The 19,155-nt window shown below is 29.1% G+C and carries 16 protein-coding genes; 10 read left to right on the top strand and 6 right to left on the bottom strand.

Annotation, left to right across the window (positions count from 1 at the left end; genetic code table 11):
- The 6 genes from RH98_RS11310 to RH98_RS11285 form a co-directional block, all read right to left on the bottom strand.
- Positions 1-1,776: aminopeptidase P family protein (locus RH98_RS11310; RefSeq protein ID WP_010254806.1), on the bottom strand; the 1,776-nt coding region annotated here is incomplete at its 3' end.
- A gap of 132 nt (positions 1,777-1,908) precedes the next feature.
- On the bottom strand, positions 1,909-2,463 hold the full coding sequence (locus RH98_RS11305) for a hypothetical protein (protein WP_010254804.1): 555 nt from the start codon (positions 2,461-2,463) through the stop codon (positions 1,909-1,911).
- Positions 2,444-3,013: a hypothetical protein gene (locus RH98_RS11300; protein WP_010254802.1), complete on the bottom strand. Its 570-nt coding sequence runs from the start codon at positions 3,011-3,013 to the stop codon at positions 2,444-2,446. Before RH98_RS11300 ends, RH98_RS11305 begins: the two co-directional genes overlap by 20 nt.
- A gap of 229 nt (positions 3,014-3,242) precedes the next feature.
- Positions 3,243-3,944, bottom strand: coding sequence for an aquaporin Z (gene aqpZ / locus RH98_RS11295; RefSeq protein WP_010254799.1), 702 nt, complete (start codon positions 3,942-3,944; stop codon positions 3,243-3,245).
- Between the two features lie 188 nt (positions 3,945-4,132).
- Positions 4,133-4,840, bottom strand: a complete 708-nt coding sequence (locus RH98_RS11290; RefSeq protein ID WP_010254798.1) for a sterol desaturase family protein — start codon at positions 4,838-4,840, stop codon at positions 4,133-4,135.
- Positions 4,841-4,968: 128 nt separating this feature from the next.
- Positions 4,969-5,943 (bottom strand): helix-turn-helix domain-containing protein, encoded by a 975-nt coding sequence (locus tag RH98_RS11285; protein WP_010254796.1) that lies wholly within the window; start codon positions 5,941-5,943, stop codon positions 4,969-4,971.
- 151 nt (positions 5,944-6,094) lie between these two features.
- Here RH98_RS11285 and RH98_RS11280 point away from each other — a divergent pair, with 151 nt between their 5' ends.
- The 10 genes from RH98_RS11280 to RH98_RS11235 all read left to right on the top strand — a co-directional run bounded on the left by RH98_RS11280 (position 6,095) and on the right by RH98_RS11235 (position 19,125).
- Positions 6,095-7,231: a PepSY-associated TM helix domain-containing protein gene (locus RH98_RS11280; protein WP_010254794.1), complete on the top strand. Its 1,137-nt coding sequence runs from the start codon at positions 6,095-6,097 to the stop codon at positions 7,229-7,231.
- A gap of 55 nt (positions 7,232-7,286) precedes the next feature.
- Complete coding sequence (locus RH98_RS11275) at positions 7,287-8,219, top strand: siderophore ABC transporter substrate-binding protein (RefSeq protein WP_010254791.1); 933 nt, start codon at positions 7,287-7,289, stop codon at positions 8,217-8,219.
- Between the two features lie 201 nt (positions 8,220-8,420).
- A complete protein-coding gene (locus RH98_RS11270; protein WP_010254789.1) occupies positions 8,421-9,269 on the top strand; it encodes an EamA family transporter in 849 nt (282 codons plus the stop codon).
- Between the two features lie 141 nt (positions 9,270-9,410).
- Positions 9,411-10,799 (top strand): MFS transporter, encoded by a 1,389-nt coding sequence (locus RH98_RS11265; protein WP_010254787.1) that lies wholly within the window; start codon positions 9,411-9,413, stop codon positions 10,797-10,799.
- Positions 10,800-10,991: 192 nt separating this feature from the next.
- The gene (locus RH98_RS11260) at positions 10,992-12,002 is read left to right on the top strand and encodes a hypothetical protein (protein ID WP_010254785.1); all 1,011 of its coding nucleotides are present in this window, start codon (positions 10,992-10,994) and stop codon (positions 12,000-12,002) included.
- A gap of 4 nt (positions 12,003-12,006) precedes the next feature.
- A complete protein-coding gene (locus RH98_RS11255; protein WP_010254783.1) occupies positions 12,007-12,534 on the top strand; it encodes a hypothetical protein in 528 nt (175 codons plus the stop codon).
- Positions 12,531-14,930 (top strand): TonB-dependent receptor, encoded by a 2,400-nt coding sequence (locus RH98_RS11250; RefSeq protein WP_010254782.1) that lies wholly within the window; start codon positions 12,531-12,533, stop codon positions 14,928-14,930. The genes RH98_RS11255 and RH98_RS11250 overlap by 4 nt, the downstream gene beginning before the upstream one ends.
- Before the next feature lie 4 nt (positions 14,931-14,934).
- The gene (locus tag RH98_RS11245; protein WP_010254779.1) at positions 14,935-16,260 is read left to right on the top strand and encodes a DUF4374 domain-containing protein; all 1,326 of its coding nucleotides are present in this window, start codon (positions 14,935-14,937) and stop codon (positions 16,258-16,260) included.
- Between the two features lie 500 nt (positions 16,261-16,760).
- Positions 16,761-18,161: a glycosyltransferase family 2 protein gene (locus RH98_RS11240; RefSeq protein WP_010254777.1), complete on the top strand. Its 1,401-nt coding sequence runs from the start codon at positions 16,761-16,763 to the stop codon at positions 18,159-18,161.
- Positions 18,162-18,549: 388 nt separating this feature from the next.
- Positions 18,550-19,125 carry an LPXTG cell wall anchor domain-containing protein gene (locus RH98_RS11235; protein ID WP_010254774.1) on the top strand — a complete coding sequence of 192 codons (576 nt, stop codon included), beginning with the start codon at positions 18,550-18,552 and terminating at the stop codon, positions 19,123-19,125.
- Positions 19,126-19,155: the final 30 nt, after the last annotated feature.

The raw sequence follows: 19,155 nt of genomic DNA, 5'->3' as shown, positions 1-19,155 counted from the left end.
TATTGCTTTGGTTTTATTTCTTAACCATTCAGCTTCTTCTTTGTTTAATTTAGGGCTTATTAATTGATATACCCATTCATTATAATTGTTTAACCAATCAATATGAACTTTTTCAAGTAAAGATTTATCTACTAAATCTGTAGCGATATAACACACAGTCAAAGTTTCAAAATCCATAAAGTCTCCAAATTGATTAGAAGCTATATCTCTTGCTAGTACTAAGTTCTCAATTCTAATACCATGTTTTCCTTCTCTATATAATCCTGGTTCAATAGATGTAATCATTCCTGACTCAATCGCAATATCTGTTGCTGTTCCATTGAACACCTGAGGACCTTCATGCACATTTAAGAAAAACCCTACACCATGTCCAGTACCATGTCCATAATTACGCATAGTAGCCCATATTGGTCTTCTTGTTATTGCATCAATTTGATAGCCTCTGGTACCTTTTGTAAAAATTGCCATAGACCCCTCTATTGTTCCTCTTAAGACAATTGTGTAATCTTCTTTTTCTTCTTGAGTCATCTTACCAAGTGAGATCACACGTGTAATATCAGTTGTGCCTGTTTCATATTGACCTCCTGAATCAACTAATAAAAGACCTTCTGGTTCTAGTTTATAATTACTGTGTTCTTCTGCCTTATAATGTGGCAGAGCACCGTGATCTTTATAACCAGCTATAGTATCAAAACTAATATCTTTAAATCCAGGCTGTTCCTCACGTAGAGCACGTAGATGATCTGCGATATTCATTTCTGTTAAGTTACCTGAATGAACATTTTCTTCAATCCATTTAAAGAATTTAGTTAAAGCTACACCATCATTAATCATTGCATTGCGTTCGTGTGCAATCTCTACTTCATTTTTAATTGACTTTAAAAGTGTAGAAGGATTCATATCCTCTAGTATCTTAGCTTCTTTCGAAACTGAATCATACGTTGCAAAACAAGTTTTCTTTGGATCTAACAAAATAACTTCGTTACTTGCTAAAGATTTTAAATAATCTCTTACCTCATTGTATTCACGAATTTCAATACCGTATGAGTTTAGCTCTGCTACTGTATCTTTATCTAATTTTACTTTGTCTATAAATAAAATTGCTTTATCATCACTAATAAAAGCAAATCCTAAAGTAACTGGATTACATTTAACGTCTGTTCCTCGAATGTTTAATAGCCAAGCTAAATCATCTAAAGAAGATACTAAATGAGCAGTCGCTCTTTTTTGTTTTAGTATTTTTCTTACAGCGCTTAATTTCTCTGGTGTAGATTGACCAGTAATAGTAGTAGGTAAAGTATATGCTTTCTCAGTAGGTAAAGCAGGTCTTCCTTTCCAAATAGGGTCAAGTAGATCTGCATGCCCATTAACTTTTATCCCTAATGGTAGTAATATACTATTCACAGCATTAGCAACTGCTAAAGAAGCCAAGTTACCATCAAAAGCTACTATTGCACCTTCTGGTAGTGTTTCTCCTAGCCAAGTTACATATTCAGGAGCATGTTGTACTTTTAATTTCACCAATTCAAAACCTGTATTCTCAAGCTGTTCTTTAGCTTGCACAAAATATCTTGAATCTGTCCAAAGACCAGCAAAATCTTGAGTAATAACTAATGTCCCAGCGGATCCCGTAAAACCAGATGTCCAAGCAATACATTTATAGAAATCAGGTAGATATTCACTAATATGTGGATCTGAAGAAGGGATAATATAACCATCAATTCCTTTCTCTTTCATTAAGAAACGAATCTCAGAAAGTTTTTCTAAGTGTGTCATTTTATAAAATATAATTTTTCAAGCTAAAGGTACAAAATGACATTCATTACATAAAGTTAAATTAATAAAAAATGGTGATTTACTTGTAGTAAACCACCATTTAATATCTATTGATATGTAACTCTATTATTCTTATTCCCTTCTAAATCTTTCTTTCTTTCCAGCAGCAAGAGGCATTAATTGGTTTGCTAATAATTGGTTATATTCAAAATCATTCAAATTAACATCTATTCTAAAAAGCTCAGGATTATGAGCAATACTCAACAATAACTTAAAAAACAATGACTCTTTATCTACTTTATTATCTACCACTACCCTTGCATGAATATCTTTCCTATCTGATAAACGCTTATAGTTATATAAATATTGATTAGGCTCTGCCCATTTATTCAATCGATAATCTTCAAAATATGCATCCCAAATACCTGTACCATTAGGAGTTTTCGTTGTAATTCTTTTTTGATCAAAACCAATATTTGTAATAGAAGCACGATTAACAACTTGTTCTTGTTGCCCATCTTTAAAAGAAATAAGATTATAAAGATTCATTATTCCACCTTTTTTATCCAATAAAAAATACTCCACACTATCCTCTAAATCAACAGTAATAATAATTCTATCTTTTCCTTCATTATCTTCTAACAAAAAAATATTATTATCTAACTTTTTATATTTCTTTAATCTCATTATGCCAATTAATCCATCTACCGTTAGAGTAGGACTCTTTTACTGGCAAGTAGGACTCTCCATTTAGATCATAATATGCATCTATAATCTCTCTATTATTATCCGCTAAAGCATTCAAATAAGCATAGTTAGTATAATCCGCAGAAAAAGTATAACGATAATCTGGTAAACCGTTCTTATATATTACAAAGGTGTCTTCTTTTTGGTTTTCTGAACTTACCTCGTAATCAACTCCTTCCCACAATTGATTATCTTTATAAATTGTAGATAAAACATAATCCCCAGCTTTATTTGCGTAAGCATATTTATCAATAAGACTATCGGTATTGTTAATTAACTCCAATTCTTTATGCATACTTGTAAACCAATTAGGATATATAGATAATTTCTTATCAATATTCAAACTGTCATTCTCTATACATGTATACACACAATACTCTAAACTATTAGTAATTTCTGTTGTTTTTTGACAAGATTGCGATTCTATTTTACTATTTTCTTGAGCAAAAACGCTACCTCCTATAAACAATAGTGTAAAAAACTTCTTCATACTTCTTTTTCTAATTAATAAAAATGCGCAATTTTTAATTCTAATACTCTTCTCTTTTTTATAACTACCGATTATAAGTAATTATTACAAATTTAAGTAAATATTAATAAACAACATTTTATTTTAGTTTCTAATGAATCATTACTAATTTTGGAATTATTCAACTAAAAAAGCCCAAGAAGTCTCCTGAGCTTTAACAAACATAAACCAATCACTAATTTGATAGCAATTATTTCTTTTTCTCTAATAAAAATTTATAAATAATACCTCCTAAAATTGCTCCTAAAATAGGCGCTGTACAGAATAACCATAATTGTGAGATATATTCTCCCCCAGCAAAAATTGCTTGTGAAATAGATCTAGCTGGATTCACTGAAGTATTGGTAATTGGAATAGAAATTAAATGGATTAATGTTAATGCAAATCCAATTGCTATTCCTGCAAATTTTCCATTTGCATATTTATCTGTTGCTCCTAGAATTATAATTATAAAGAAACATGTCAATAAGAATTCAGTAATAAAAGCAGAAACCATACTAAATCCTTGAGGTGATAAATTATCATATCCATTGGCAGCAAAAGCACCAGGGGCACTAGAATCAATACAGCAAATCTCGCTACCCATTAAAATTAGATAAAGCATTAAGGCTGCACCTACTGCTCCCAAAATTTGCGAAACAATATAAGGTAACAGTTCTTTTCCTGAAAAGCGACCGCTAACAAATAAACCAACAGATACTGCTGGATTAAAATGTCCTCCAGAGATGTGTCCTACTGCATAAGCCATAGTTAAAACAGTTAACCCAAACGCTAACGCAACACCCAGATAACCAATTCCTACTCCTGGTATACCAGCAGCGTATAATGCACTACCACAACCTCCAAAAACTAACCAAAAAGTTCCAAAGAACTCAGCAAAATAATTTCTCATAGCATTTTTTTTATTTCTATACTTAAGACTACTTAAAAGCAATAAGTCACACAATGAGAATATATTTCACAATAATGTGTATTTTTAATTTAAATTAATGAATTAAAAATACAATAATTCACAATATAAGAATTTAATGAAAACACTATTTTAACAAATAGAAAAAATAAATTTTGTAAATACACCTGCTACTTTTTGTACGTACCAAAAAGCTTATCCCAGAATAAAGTATAAAAACCATAATTACAATTAGGATATAAATGATGCTGGTTGTGAAATAAAGTAAGACCTAGAAAATTACTTTTTAAGAATTTAAAAATCCCATTTGTAATAATTTCTTTATTCAAATGACCTATTGTTCCCCATAATAAATTCAGAAAGAGATAAATACTAAAAGATAAAACATCAAAAGGATAGATTAATAAAATAAGTAGAAATATAAATCCAAAACCTAATGACTCCAATGGATGTAGGACAAATAAACTCAAATAATTCACACTTTCATGTTCGTGATGTCGTCCATGTACAAATCGATAAATAAAAGGTAAATGTGCTAACCTATGGAAAATATACATACTAAAATCCATAGCTATAATCAACATAATTACTTCTATAAAAACTGTGCTAATGGTACTTCCTTCACTAACGCTAATGAAACCACTACTCCATAAAAAATAGCCAATTACAAAAATAAAGCTATTACATATAATTGTTACAAATGAAAGTAATATATCTCTTTTTTCAATATGTTGATCTTCTTCCTGTATTTGTTTAGAAGTGCTTAATAAAGTACATATTCTATGAAAGCCTATCGAAAAAATATAAAGTATTATATTAATGGTTAGAGCAAAAAAGAGTACTTCTCCCACAGAAAGTTTTTCTATAAAACTTATCATAGATAATTTTATTATTTAAATATTTTATTAAGCAAAGTAAACATACAAATACCTAAATATCAAAAACAAATTGCAATCTCACTATTCTTATTGACATATCTAAAGTATAAGTGGCTAACGGAAATTTATTAATTTACTTTAGCTATTTTAGAAGGTGTTATATTAAATCTCTTTTTAAAAGCAATAGTAAAATGTTGAGGGTATTCATAATGCAATATATTAGCTACTTCATTCACAGAGTACTTACCAGTTTCCAAAAGTTTATATGCATAATTAAATCGCAATTCTTTTATATATTTAATAATTGAGATATTATGATGTCGCTTAAAATTATTTTTTAATTTATATTCATTAATATAAAACTGTTGACAAATACTCTTTACATTAATATCTTTTAAAAAATTTTGGTCAATCCAGGCTTTAATACTTAATATTTTATCTTCATCTGTTAGAGAATGAGAACTATATAACTTGGAATCTTCTTTCGCTAATTTTATATTCATCGTTAATAAAAGTAATTCTAGCACTTTTTGTTCAATATAAAAACTCTTTAAACTTAATACGATATCATTGTGTAACAGATCTAATAAAAGTTTATTTATTTCACTTGTCATTTGCTTAGGCTTTTCAAATAAAACAAAAGACTTATTTTCTTTTATAAGATTTACATACGTGGTATAAAACGGTAACTTCTTTCCTATTATTTTTACGAAGTAATCTATATCTAATAGAATTTCAAGTACCCTTCTATTCTTCTTATAATGTAATTTCCCATTTACAGGACATACGTACATAAAATTAAAATAGTCCTGTGGAATTTCTACATCCACTGTATTACTTTGATAAGAAGAATATCCTTCAAGCTCGAACTGTAATTTGAAAGTTGGTTTATTTGATTCTATTGGAATACTAATAGGTTTAGATATTGACCATTCACCATAAGAGATAATAAAATTGGGATGCTCAATAAATTTTTGCTTAATAGGAATATTTTCAAAATTAAACTGACCTACACATTCTTTATACGAATTATGGCTCGCCCATTCCACCTTTTGCGGTAAGCTTTTTTGTAACTCTTTATAATGTCGATGTAATTCATTCATAATTCGTAGATTTTTAAATACTTTTTGCGTAGATAATAGCTCGAAAATACAATTATTTTCGCAATTAAAACTAACGTGTATTAAATCTAAATAAACTATTTCACAGATTCATACTATCGTTTTAGGTTAATTAAAACACTTTAATTCAAAAATGAAGAAAAAAGGTAAGTCTACTCTCTCAAAATTAAATGCTTGGTTACATTTATGGCCAAGTATAGTGGCTGGAATTATTGTAGTCTTTGTCTCTCTAACAGGAACTATTATTGTTTATGGTGACGAAATAATGGAATGGTCTGCTGGGGAAAAAGCATTATATGTCACTCCTCAAGAAAAAAGACTTAAAGTAGAAGAAATCACAGCTATCCATCAAGAGAACTTTCCAGGACAGATGTGTACTTATATTGTGGTACACAAGGATCCTAAAAGAAGTTTAGTTATTAACTCCGTAGATCCCAAAAAAAGACAACTTACATTTATATATATGAATCCCTATACTGGTGATATCTTAACTCAAGATACAACAATAGGATTTTTTTACATAATGGCACACTTACATTCTAATTTACTTATGGGATCAATAGGCGGTTGGATAGTAGCAATAGCAACAATAATCTTTGTTATAAGTACAATTACTGGATTAATATTATGGTGGCCTAAAAAATGGACAAAAACCAATATTAATAATAGTTTCAAAATTAAATGGAAAGCCAAGTTTAAGCGTTTAAATTACGATCTCCATAATGTATTTGGGTTCTATACATCTATACTTTGTTTTCTACTAGGCACAACTGGTTTATTAATTTTCTTTAACCCTTTAATGAATTTAACTGTAAATGCTTTTGGTGGTGAGGGAAAAAACTGGTTCTATACGTTACAAGATTATCCTGTAGATAAAGACCAATATGCTACATTACCCTTATTTGACACAAATGAGATGATTAACCAATCATTTAATAAATATCCAGAAATGAATATTATTAGAATATGGTCTTACAATCATAAGAATGTAAGTATTTATCCCTTTTTCTTAGGCTACAATGCTGGTTTAAAAAGTGAAGAAGGAAAACAAGCGCTATATTTCGACAAATTTACAGGCGAGTTAGTCAACACTAGTGAAAAACAAAGAATTTTTGATAAAGTAGATAATCTTGTGTGGCAAATTCATATGGGACAATGGTGGGGACAAATTGGTAAACTTTCTACTTTTATTTCTGGATTAGTTGCTACAACACTACCTATTACAGGATTTCTAGTTTGGTGGGGAAGAAGAAAAAAGAAAAAGAAATAACATACTTTAAACTAGACAAAATTATTAAGTAATTAAATTAATCATACCAAATACTATGAAAAAGAACATAATTATATCGGCAATCGTATTAGTAGGGCTTATAGGTTGCAAAACGCAAGAGAAAAATGACACTTATGAATATATCTCTGTAGAAAATCATAACCGTACTGTGGAGATCCCATTACATCCTAAAACTACCGCTGTATTAGAACGCGGGACAATGGAAAACTTGATAGAATTAGGAGTTCCATTTCAAGGAATGGCTAAAGCATATAGCCCAAGTTATTTGCAAAAATATGTTGATGACAAGTCTATCGTAGATGTAGGAGCAGTTTTTAAACCAAACTTTGATGCTATAAGTAGATTAGCTCCAGATTTAATTATAATGGATAATGTCTTTCCACATGACTTTACTGAGATGATTAAAATTGGACCAACATTAGTATTTGGAGTTCCTGAGAAAGGAGAAAATTACGTTAAATCAATTAGAGAAAATCTATTGTTAACTGCTAAAATATTTGATGTAGAAGAAAAAGCAGCGGAATTAATTAAAAAACTTGATGAGGATGTAGAAAATGCTAAAGAGATTATTGCTAAAAGTGATTTAAAAGCGATGTTCATAATACATACAGAGGGAGCATTCAGATTATATAATGAAAAAACAAAATACGGTTTTGTTTTCAATGATTTCGGTGTAAAGAATTCTGCTGATAATATTGAAATAGATGTTGCGAGTAATCACGGTCATGCTATTAACAGTGAATTTATATTAGAAAATAATCCTGATATTTTGTTTGTGATTGACAGAGATGCAATTATGAATAATACTAATCAATCTACCGATATTAGCAATCCTATTTTAAACCGCACTAACGCTTTTAAAAATAATAAAGTTATCTATCTTACTCCTGATGCATGGTTCTTATCTGGGTCAGGGCTAACCTCTTTTAATATTGTAATTAACGATATATTAAAAGCTTATAAATAATTTTACTTACTAATTAACATTTTATACAATAGACCTTCTTTTTCATTAAAGAAGGTCTGTTGTTTTAAAAAGATATAATTTGAAAAGGTAACACAAAAGACTATTTGTTTTTATGAGTAAATACATTAGATTTGAATTCCAACTATATATTTCTGTAGGAGAAAAATTATTAACCTAAACCAGACCTCGCTAAAGTTTATTATGAAAAGAACACCTAAAGCAACTGCTATAATGTCCGCCTTAGTATCGATGATCTGTGTTCAAGGAGGTGCTTCTGTAGCAAAAAAGTTATTCCCTATTTTGGGAGCAACAGGAACTACGTCTTTAAGAATTGGTCTTTCAGCTGTCCTACTAAATATTATAAATAGACCGAAAATATCTAAATTTACAAAACAGGAGTGGTTCTACTGTTTCTTATATGGCAGTTCTATTGCTTTAATGAACACCCTTTTTTATTTAGCGATTCAAAGAATCCCTCTTGGACTTGCAGTTACAATTGAATTTATTGGACCATTAGTTTTGGCGTTAGCGCTCTCACGAAAGCTTTTAGATATCTTATGGGCTTTACTAGCAGCATTAGGGATATTATTAATTGTTCCATGGAAAACAAATGATATAGATATTCTTGGACTAGCATTCGCTTTTTCAGCGGGGATATTCTGGGCTTGCTATATCTTAATGGGAAGCAAAGTTTCGAAGGTTATGAATACTAATGACGCTGTATCAGTGGGCTTAGTATTCGCTACAATTATAGTTGTGCCAATTGCTCTTTTCTCAGGTGGTTTAGAAAACTTAAGTATCAATACTTTTTTATTAGGCCTATTAGTGGCTGTATTGTCTAGTGCTTTGCCATTTAGTTTAGACTTATTAGCGCTTAAAAATTTACCTGCCAAGGCTTTTAGTATTCTTACAAGTTTACAGCCAGCATTTGGAGCATTATCTGGTTTATTATTTTTAAGCGAACATCTAACCCTATTACAATATCTATCTATCCTTTGTGTAGTCTTGGCTAGTATAGGAACTACAGCATTTAGCAAAAGCGAAGTTTAAAAATTAAATACTGATAGCTATACTACTAAACAATCTATATTTAGTATAAATAATCTTTCTTACGTTTGTTATATAACTCCTTGCGTTATAATAGATTTATGTATTATAAGGAATTTTGTTGTTACAAAATAAAACAACATTATGAGTCTATATACAATATTTAAGAATAAATGGTTTGCCTTAGGAATTTTACTAATAGCAACAATATTATCCCCTCTCGATTTTTATATTGTCAACCTTGCCCTTACCCCTATGCAACAAGGTTTGAAAGCAAGTAGTGGACAACTGCAAATGATTGTATCTTTCTACACTTGTGCTTATGCTGTATTTCAAATATCTGGAGGACGATTTGGAGATTTATACGGAAGAAAAAAAATGTTCTGTATTGGATTAATTGGTTTTGTAAGTTCCTCCGTATTATGTGGTATTTCGCCAAATGCTACTGTTATGATCGTTGGACGTATTCTTCAAGGAGTTTTTGGAGCAGTAATGATTCCTCAAGTTTTAGCAATCATTCATCTATTATTTGACGATAATCAAAAAAGAAAAGTGATGGCGCTTTATAGTTTTACTTTTGGTATAGCAGCAGCCTTAGGACAATATTTAGGAGCTTTATTAATAGAGTTAAATCTTTTTAATCTTGGATGGCGTATAATTTTCTTAATTAATTTACCTATTGGAATCATTGCACTTATCGGGGCATTAATTGCTCTACCTAACAAAGAAAAAACTGAAAACATAACAATTGATTATTTAGGAACATTGTTAATGAGTATGGGCTTAGTTGCTTTTATATATCCATTAACAAGTATCGGAGATAAAGGGTTCTCGCTAAGTACTGCAATCTATTTAGTAATAGCTGTCATTTTACTTTATCTCTTTGTTAAGTTAGAGAATAAAAGAAGAAATGAAAATAAAAGTATTCTTATCAATTTTAGTATTTTTAAATTCAAAAATTTAAGATTAGGGGTTATAATTGCATTCTTATACTACTGTAGTGGAATCTTTTATCTAGCTCTAGGAATATATCTACAAGAAGAATTAAAATGGACTGCAATGGAGGCTGGAAAAGCTATAATACCTTTTGGTTTTGGTTTTTTATTAATGTCACTATCCTCTTCAATAATAAACAAATTTTTAAAAAACAAAGCTTTGGCTATTGGACTCTTAATTTATTCATTAGGTTTCGTGTGTATTATTTTAGACTTGTTTTACAAACTTCCAATAGTCTTTAAGCTTGGTTTATTTTTGGCTGGATCAGGAATGGGACTAACCCTCGCCTCTGTTGTACGTCTTACTTTATTAGGAATTCCTCAAGAATTTGCAGGACTTGCCTCTGGGCTTATTAATTGTTCTTTACAGACAGGATCAGCCTTTGGAGTTGCTTCTTTAGGTAGTATATTTTTCATTATTGCTAGAAAATCAAACTTTACAATAGCATTTGCTACTGTATTAGCAATTACCATTCTTTTATTATTAGTTGCTGTTTTCTTAAGTCTAAAAATGAAAGATACACATCCAAATAAATGAAGGTAAATATTTCGTGTAATTGCTTGAGAATTATTTGATTATTATACTTTAAGACAATTAATGACTCTAAAATACCTATCATAATGTCATTATATATTTTCTTTAGAAGATAAACTTCTAATAATAAGTGTTTTATTATTTTAAATAAATCTAAATAAAGAATATCTTTGAAAAATATATAATAACACATTTATGAAAAAAATATTATTATTCTGTTTGGCTATTCTGCCATTGATTAGTACATCATGTTCAAGTGATGACAATTCTATAGAAAACCCAACTCCAGTAGTTCCAGAAAATCCATTAATAGGAACTTGGAAGGTTGAGACAGTAAAATTTACAAAATTTGTAGAAACAGGAATTCCCGCCAATGATGGTTGCATGATTGAAGGTATTGTCGGTTACAATTTCACGAAAGATAAAACTTTTGTTTTTATAACTGGTGAAGGTAGCTCTTTTGATCCTACCGCAAAAAAATATTGGGAATGGAAAGGAGATGAAAAAGGATTTGAAATAAATCAAATCAATCCTTCTAGTCCCCCTTATAACTTTGGAATCAAGCCTACAAATGTGAAAATTACAGAAGTTGGCGGTTTATACTCTATGACATTTAGTGCAAAATTAGCAAATGGTTCTGAAGCGGATTATAAATTAGTAAAAGGAACAGTAGATAATAAAACACTTCCTAAAGTAACTCTACCGAATGGAGACGATTTCTCATGTGAGCTATTCAATCAACCTAAATCGCTAAAATATATGTTAGAAAATAATACATGGATTTTAGAAAAAGGTCAAAAAGTGTTTCAAGGTAATTTCACTGATCAACCTTCACAAGCTGATAGAGCAAAATCAATGCTTGCCTTTAGTTTTTTAAAAGATGGTAAATCTCTTCTAAAGTATACTTTCCCCATGGGAATTGTTGGTGCAAAAAATGACACATGGCAATATAATGAAAAAGAAAATAGTTTCACAACAAACTATTTTACTGAAGGTATGATGGGTAATGATTTAAGATTTAGTATTAAAATAGCTAAGATAGACGACACTAAATTAGAATTCACTTTCTCCGATGATAAAGGTACAAATGAAAAAAGAATCTTTACCAAAAGTAAAATATTTTATGATACAGTTGAAAAATTTGATAATGATGACGCTTTAACTGCCAATTTAAAAGACATTCTGGAAACTGGTAAAAAAGAATAGATAAATGAAACTACTTTCTAAAATAGTAATAATAGCATTGACACTTTTTGTGTCAATGCCTTTTATGAATGCACAATCAAACACTACTCTACAGTCAAAAGATTTACTTGGACAATGGAGAGTAAGTGAACTGTATTTTCAAGAAATACCAACTGATTCACTAAATAAATTTTCTAGTTTTCATATGAATCAAGGCATTGTTCGCTATGATTTTAAAAACAATGATGAATTTACATTTATTGTTCCCAAAAAGAAAAAGAATAAACCAGAAGACGGCAAATATTGGAATTGGTCCTTTGACAAACAAAATCAAAACATTGTTATTAATCAAATATCCTTATCTAGTCCACCATTTAATTTTGGATTAACCGCCAAAATAATAGAGGTTTATAAGTATCAAAACTACACTACCTTATTATTAGAAGTAAAATTTCATGCAGACAATAATTCAGCTAAAATATTACTAACTAATAATAAAGATCAATATTGGGATAATGAACCTAAAGTTTTTATCAATAATAAGAATATATGAAACTATCATACCTATGTATATTGTTATTTTTTCCCTTGATACTGATAGCCCAAAATAGTATAGAGATTAAAGGAACAATTAATAATATGCTCAATGGCGAGCTCAATAATATAGAAAATATAGAAGTACATCTTGAAGAATTAAATATTTCAACACATACTAATTTAAATGGTGAGTTTACATTTACCTCTATACCCTATAATGACCATTATACTTTTTATATAGTATATCAAGGGAATAAACTTCCTTCTAAGGTAATAGCTTTTACTAAAACCAATCTTCACAATATTTCTTTAGATATTATAGATGAAAATATTTTACTAGAAAATATTTTAATCCAGACAAAAACTATAAGTGAAAGTTTAAAAAACAATGCGATAAAAGCCGATATTATTGATATTGAAAATAATGCATTAAAGGCAAATTCAATCGAAGAATTGGTAAATAGAGCTCCAGGTGTTAAAATTCGAAATATAGGTGGACTTGGCTCTACAAGTAATATCATTGTAGGTGGTTTTACTGGAAATGCTGTAAAGTTTTTATATGATAATGTTCCTATAGATTATTTGGGTTCAAGTTATGGCTTGACAAAAATACCTACTAATATGGTGGGAAGAATTGAGGTATATAAAGGAGTTTTACCTACAAAGATTGGCGTGGATGCTCTAGGAAGTGCAATTAATATTATTCCTTCAACTAATTCTAATACTGGTGGGTCTGTTTCATATGAGTTTGGATCATACAATACTAATATAGCAACCCTAAATGCAACTATAAAGGTTAATAAAAATTGGCATCTAGGTACAAATAGTTTTTATAATTATTCAAAAAACAACTACAAAGTAAATAAGCTTCCTTACTTAGATCAAGATACAGGAAAAACCTTATATATAAGAGAAAGGCTTTTTCATAATACTTTTGAACAAGGTTCTGTTGAATTCTACATACAAGGACAAGACTTTAATTGGGCTGATTTAATTGAATTTAAATTCAATTCTTTTGAACTTACTAAAGATATTCAAAATGACCCTTATTCTAGAGCTCGTGCCTTTGGAAAGGTATATAGAAAGGAGAAAGGAGCTTTTATCCCTTCATTAAAGTACAAAAAGTCTTTTTTAGATAACCATCTTAGTATTAGCCAATTTTTAGTTTATAGTAAAATTGACTATGAACTATTTGATAAAGCAAGAAATGAATTTTATGATTGGAAAGGTCAAGTTCATCAAACTTCTTCTGCCTCTGAAATGGGCAATTTAATTTTAAAGAATGGCTATTTAAAGAATACACTAAAACAAATAACTTCTAGAACAAACTTAAACTTTCTAATTAATGATCATTATCAATTAGAAAGCAACATTGTTTATAATAATTATAAACGACAATCAAACCTTGATGAGATAAATAATAATGGTACAAAGTATAATAAATTAATTACAACTTTAGCACTTAATAGTACATTTTTAGAGGGAAGATTAGAGGCAAATACTCAGATAAAATATTTACTTGGGAACCTCTCAGGTAATTATCAATCAAGTGAAGATCCTACAGCAACTATCATTGCAACAAAAGATATTAGTAAATCTGGCTTTAGCTTTTCTCAAGCATTTAAATATAATATTGATGATAATAATTATCTTAGAGTTTCTTACGAAAACACTTATAGATTACCTGACCAAGATGAACTATTTGGTGATAATAATTTTATCGTTGCCAATTATGATTTGAATCCTGAAAAAAGTAATAATTTCAACCTAGGTTATACTTATCATGTTGATAAACTTACTTTAGAGTTGAATACATATTATAGAGATACAAAAGAACTAATACGCCTGAAAGATTTAAACCAGTATCAAGCTAAGTTCTTTAATCTTGATCATGTAAAAGGCTTTGGAGTAGAGTTCGAAGCAGTATATAAACCTTTGAATAATTTACTTATAACTGGAAATCTAACTTGGAATGACTTTAGGTTAGAATCTTCTAAAGATAATTTAATAAACAATCAGCATTTCAAAAAAGCTCGTATTGCCAATATGCCTTTTTATTATGGAAATCTAAGTGCATCTTATAATTTTAAAGACTTATTGGCTACTAAAAACAATTTTACTTTATATTGGAATTATTCATATGTACATCAATATTATTTAGATTTTATTGAAAAGCAATTTGAACCTGATGGTTTTTTAGGTTTGTGGGGAAATTCTAAAATTAATACTTCTCGTATTATACCTGTTCAACATTTAAATACAACTGGAGTGACTTTCTCTAAAGATTTTGAAAGTCAAACACTCTCAATAAGTGCTGAATTAAAAAATATTTTCAATGAAGAAATATTTAATGAGTTTAAAATGCAGAGTCCAGGACGTAATTTCAGAGTAAAAGTAACATATAACTTCTAAAGAAATGAGCTACAAAACACACTATTTCTATTTCATTCTTATCTTTTCTTTATTGACTTCATGTACTTTGAATAATTTGGAGGATGAGAATACTGATAATAAAACTGATTATAATAACTATAATTATGTATTAGCAACTGAAGATGCATCAACTCCAGATATAACACGTTTTTTTACATTTAATTTAAATGATATAGAAAAAGACAAACAATATGATTTAATAAAAAGTAATAATCTTTTTATTAATTCTGATCCTTCAACTTCATCAGGACATCACTCGTTTAAAAATTTTATCTTTAGTATGGCTAAAGATAAGAAAGGATATTCCTCTACTCCTGGTCTATTCAGACTGACACTAAATTCTAGCAATAGACTATTTATCGATAATGAACTAAATATAGGTAAGGATAATCTATTTCCTTCACGTAAATTAAGTATTGTAGATGAAAATCTTGGTTTTTTCTATAATGAAGCTATAGGACCGCAAACGATACAAATTTTCAATCCTACTACTATGCAACTAAAAGGTAAAATTGACTTAAAACCTTTTATTGAACAATTTAGACCAAGTGCTATATTTACTGATGATTATGGTAATAATCTTGTTCGTACTGGTTCATTAGTGATTGATTTCAAAGAAGATAAATTATTTGTTAGTATTGTTTTTTTAGAAAAAGCAAGTTTTAATTTAATTAGCGAACAAGAAGAAAACTTCTATTTAGCAGTTATTGATATTCCTACTCTATCATTTGAAAAAATTATTAGTTATCCTTATGCCCAAACAGTGAGCTTCTTCGTTTCTGAAAACCATTCAACCACAAAAGATATAGAAGGGAACTTATATTTTGGATCGTGGGGATGGAATCAATTCTATAAGCATAAACCCTCAAAAGTTTTTCGCATTAAAAAAGAAAGTACAGAATTTGATTTAGAGTGGGTAATTGATATTGAAAAACAGTTTGGCTCTGAAAGAATCGCTCAGTCGATGATATCTTATAATGGAAAAATTTATCTACATATTTCGCAAGATCCTTATAGATTTGATTCTAGTGAAGATAGCTCTACTAAAAATGAATTAGAAATGGCTTATTATGAAATAGATCCATACGCACCTGATAAATTTAGAAAACTAGATATTCCTACGTCTAATCCCTCTTCCAGAATTAATGTTTTTTCGATAATAGATGAAAAACTTTTTATTGCTGTACCTAACTCGTCAAAAGGAAAATTTAATGGATTATACTCTTTAGATAAAGATGGAAATACTGAGAAAATATTATCTATAGATAATAAATATCGCCCAACACGCTTATATAAATTATCTTTATGATTATCCCATTATACCATAGTAATAGAAGTAATAAGAATTGTTGAAACTATATAAAAAAGTTATTTTTTAAGTATAAAAACTCAATAAAATAAAATAGTCCTACAGAGTTTATGCTCAATTGAGCATATAGTTTTTAAAATCTATCATCACAAATAAAATAAGCTACAATTTACTCCATACATCATAAAAGGTCATTAGTTCTAAAAACTAATGACCTTTTATATTATACGAAATTGAAAAGGTATAATTATCAAATAAAAATGATGAGGAACATATCCCCTCAAAAAGTGTTGTGCATTTCTACACATTGTTGCTTTTTTTATTACAAAACAGCGCTTAACCCCAGTAAATACAAGTGGCATACTAATTGAATTGTAATTAATACCCTAATAAATTTGACTTACGCTATTTGTGTTATTCAATCGAACACAAATAAAAAGTTAGAAAAACAATGAAATTGATTAAGTGAAAAGGATTGACTAACTAAAACATTTAAAAACATGCAAGCAGATAAAACAATTCAAAACCAGACAGAAACTAAAGTTAGTTTTGAAAATAGTTTTAAGAAAACTTTTTCTAAACTAACCTTGAGAAAAAGAGATTATTTAGTTCTATTAGCAACTTTTGTTGCGATGGCTAGTGCTGCCTTTCTAGTAGTAGAACTTCAACCCTATTTTCAAAAACTTCATGATGACAGAATAAAAACAATTTGGGGATCAGCAATACTTAATATGACTTTTGTATTATTTGCAACGCAAATATTGTTTTTACTTTTCATTATTGTTTTATATATAAAATATAAACCTATCAAATCTGTTTCTGACAATCAGTTACCTATTTGTACAGTAATTGTTCCTGCTTATAATGAAGGTAAATTAGTTTGGCAAACTTTGCATAGTTTGGTAGATAGTAACTACCCAGCTTCCAAATTGCAAATTATATCTATTGATGATGGAAGTAAAGATGACACATGGCAATGGATGTTAAAAGCAAAAGAAGAATTGGGTGATAGAATAGAAATATACCAACAACCTAAAAACAAAGGAAAAAGACATGCCTTATACAGAGGTTTTAATATTGGAAATGGAGAAGTATTCGTTACAGTAGATAGTGACTCAATTGTCAAAAAAGATACTTTAAGAAACTTAGTAAGTCCATTTATATTAAATAAGAAATGTGGTGCAGTTGGTGGAAACGTTAAGGTTTTAAATACCAAAGACGGTATGATTCCAAAAATGCTTAATGTGAGTTTTGTATTTAGCTTTGAATTTATACGTTCTGCACAAAGTGTACTTGGTTCAGTACTTTGTACTCCTGGAGCTTTAGCAGCTTATAGAAGAACTGCAGTAATGAACTGTTTAGAAGAGTGGATTAACCAAACTTTCATGGGACAACCTTCTGATATTGGTGAAGATAGAGCAATGACAAATATGATTCTAAAACAAGGTTATCATGTTTTATTTCAACAAAATGCTCATGTATTAACCAACACACCTGAGAAATTCAAGAATCTATACAAAATGTTTATTCGTTGGGAAAGAAGTAATGTGAGAGAAAACATTATGATGTCTAAGTTTGCTTTTACAAAATTTAGAAAGGAATCAACAATAGGACCGAGAATATTATTAATTAATCAATGGATCAAAGTAATCATGGCTTATCCAGTAACTTTGTTAATGCTAGCCTTTATTTTGACACATCCTATACTTTTTATTAGTTCTACTCTTGTAAGTATATTTATATTTTCGAGTATACAAGTTCTGTTCTATTCTAAAAAGTATACAATAGTTGAGTCATTCTGGGCTTACCCATACAGTATATTTTACACCTTCACTCTTTTTTGGATTACTCCTTATGCAATAGCAACTGCAAACAAAAGAGGTTGGTTAACAAGAGGTTAAATATTTGTACTTTAATAGTTAGTTTATCCCCCTGCAGCGTAATTATATACTGTCATAGATTCTATTATATAGACATTATTAAGATTTAAACGTTTTTATAATTACTTTTTTATCGTTTAAAAAAATACAGTATAAAGCCTTGTAATAAAATTTGTATAACATTACGCTAAAGGACACATAAATAAGCTTCTAAATCAGTATTTAGAAGCTTATTTTATTAGATTATCTATTTTATAAAACAAGTAGTATTTAGAATACTTAATGATTAGGAACCTGCCTATTATTCTATTAATTTAAAAAAAACAGAAGTAAAATACACCATTATTAGTAAGATTATATATTATAATCTATATTAGCAATTTAACATATAAAAGGAAAAAATTATTTGATGAAAAAACCAATTATTCTAACCGCTGCCTTACTATCATTTATATCAATATCATTTGCACAAAGCAATAAAAACACAATAGATGACCAGTTCACAAAGATGATCCAGGAATCTAATAGCTATCAAACCTATAAGGTGGTCTCTAAAAATCAATTAGATATTTTACAAAAAAATGTACGAGATTCGATAAGCCAACTTCATTCTACAATAAATAATAATAATAAACTATTCCAAGACACAAAAGCTACCTTAGATTCATTAACTACTAAATTGAATACAAGTGAGGTTGCATTAAATCAAGCTCTTGAAAGAGAGAACAACTTGGAGGTTTTCGGTATCGGAACTCACAAAAGTACATTTCAGACTATTGTCTGGTCAATTATAGGTATTTTACTCTTGACCTTAGCTATTGTCTTTTTCCGCTTTAAAAAGAGTCATACTGATACAAAAGATGCTTTAAAGAAATTAACTGAAACAGAGCATGAATTAGAAGAAGTAAGAAGAATGTCTTTAGAAAGAGAGCAAAAAATAAGACGCCAACTTCAAGACGAAATCAATAAGAATAAACAAGCGTAATGGCTTAATGAATATTCTTATACTACGTGT

It is taken from the genome of Myroides injenensis M09-0166, from assembly GCF_000246945.1.
Taxonomy (GTDB): Bacteria; Bacteroidota; Bacteroidia; order Flavobacteriales; family Flavobacteriaceae; genus Flavobacterium; species Flavobacterium injenense.
Note: the sequence above shows the minus strand (reverse complement) of the source record. Positions and strands in the feature narration are given on the sequence as shown.

Excerpts from the sequence above, each read along its gene's own strand:
- RH98_RS11240 (WP_010254777.1), top strand. The coding sequence starts at position 16,761 with ATGCAAGCAGATAAAACAATTCAAAACCAGACAGAAACTAAAGTTAGT.
- RH98_RS11305 (WP_010254804.1), bottom strand. The coding sequence starts at position 2,463 with ATGAGATTAAAGAAATATAAAAAGTTAGATAATAATATTTTTTTGTTA.
- RH98_RS11245 (WP_010254779.1), top strand. The coding sequence starts at position 14,935 with ATGAGCTACAAAACACACTATTTCTATTTCATTCTTATCTTTTCTTTA.
- RH98_RS11270 (WP_010254789.1), top strand. The coding sequence starts at position 8,421 with ATGAAAAGAACACCTAAAGCAACTGCTATAATGTCCGCCTTAGTATCG.
- RH98_RS11250 (WP_010254782.1), top strand. The coding sequence starts at position 12,531 with ATGAAACTATCATACCTATGTATATTGTTATTTTTTCCCTTGATACTG.
- RH98_RS11255 (WP_010254783.1), top strand. The coding sequence starts at position 12,007 with ATGAAACTACTTTCTAAAATAGTAATAATAGCATTGACACTTTTTGTG.
- RH98_RS11290 (WP_010254798.1), bottom strand. The coding sequence starts at position 4,840 with ATGATAAGTTTTATAGAAAAACTTTCTGTGGGAGAAGTACTCTTTTTT.
- RH98_RS11235 (WP_010254774.1), top strand. The coding sequence starts at position 18,550 with ATGAAAAAACCAATTATTCTAACCGCTGCCTTACTATCATTTATATCA.
- RH98_RS11275 (WP_010254791.1), top strand. The coding sequence starts at position 7,287 with ATGAAAAAGAACATAATTATATCGGCAATCGTATTAGTAGGGCTTATA.
- RH98_RS11300 (WP_010254802.1), bottom strand. The coding sequence starts at position 3,013 with ATGAAGAAGTTTTTTACACTATTGTTTATAGGAGGTAGCGTTTTTGCT.
- aqpZ (WP_010254799.1), bottom strand. The coding sequence starts at position 3,944 with ATGAGAAATTATTTTGCTGAGTTCTTTGGAACTTTTTGGTTAGTTTTT.
- RH98_RS11265 (WP_010254787.1), top strand. The coding sequence starts at position 9,411 with ATGAGTCTATATACAATATTTAAGAATAAATGGTTTGCCTTAGGAATT.
- RH98_RS11285 (WP_010254796.1), bottom strand. The coding sequence starts at position 5,943 with ATGAATGAATTACATCGACATTATAAAGAGTTACAAAAAAGCTTACCG.
- RH98_RS11280 (WP_010254794.1), top strand. The coding sequence starts at position 6,095 with ATGAAGAAAAAAGGTAAGTCTACTCTCTCAAAATTAAATGCTTGGTTA.
- RH98_RS11260 (WP_010254785.1), top strand. The coding sequence starts at position 10,992 with ATGAAAAAAATATTATTATTCTGTTTGGCTATTCTGCCATTGATTAGT.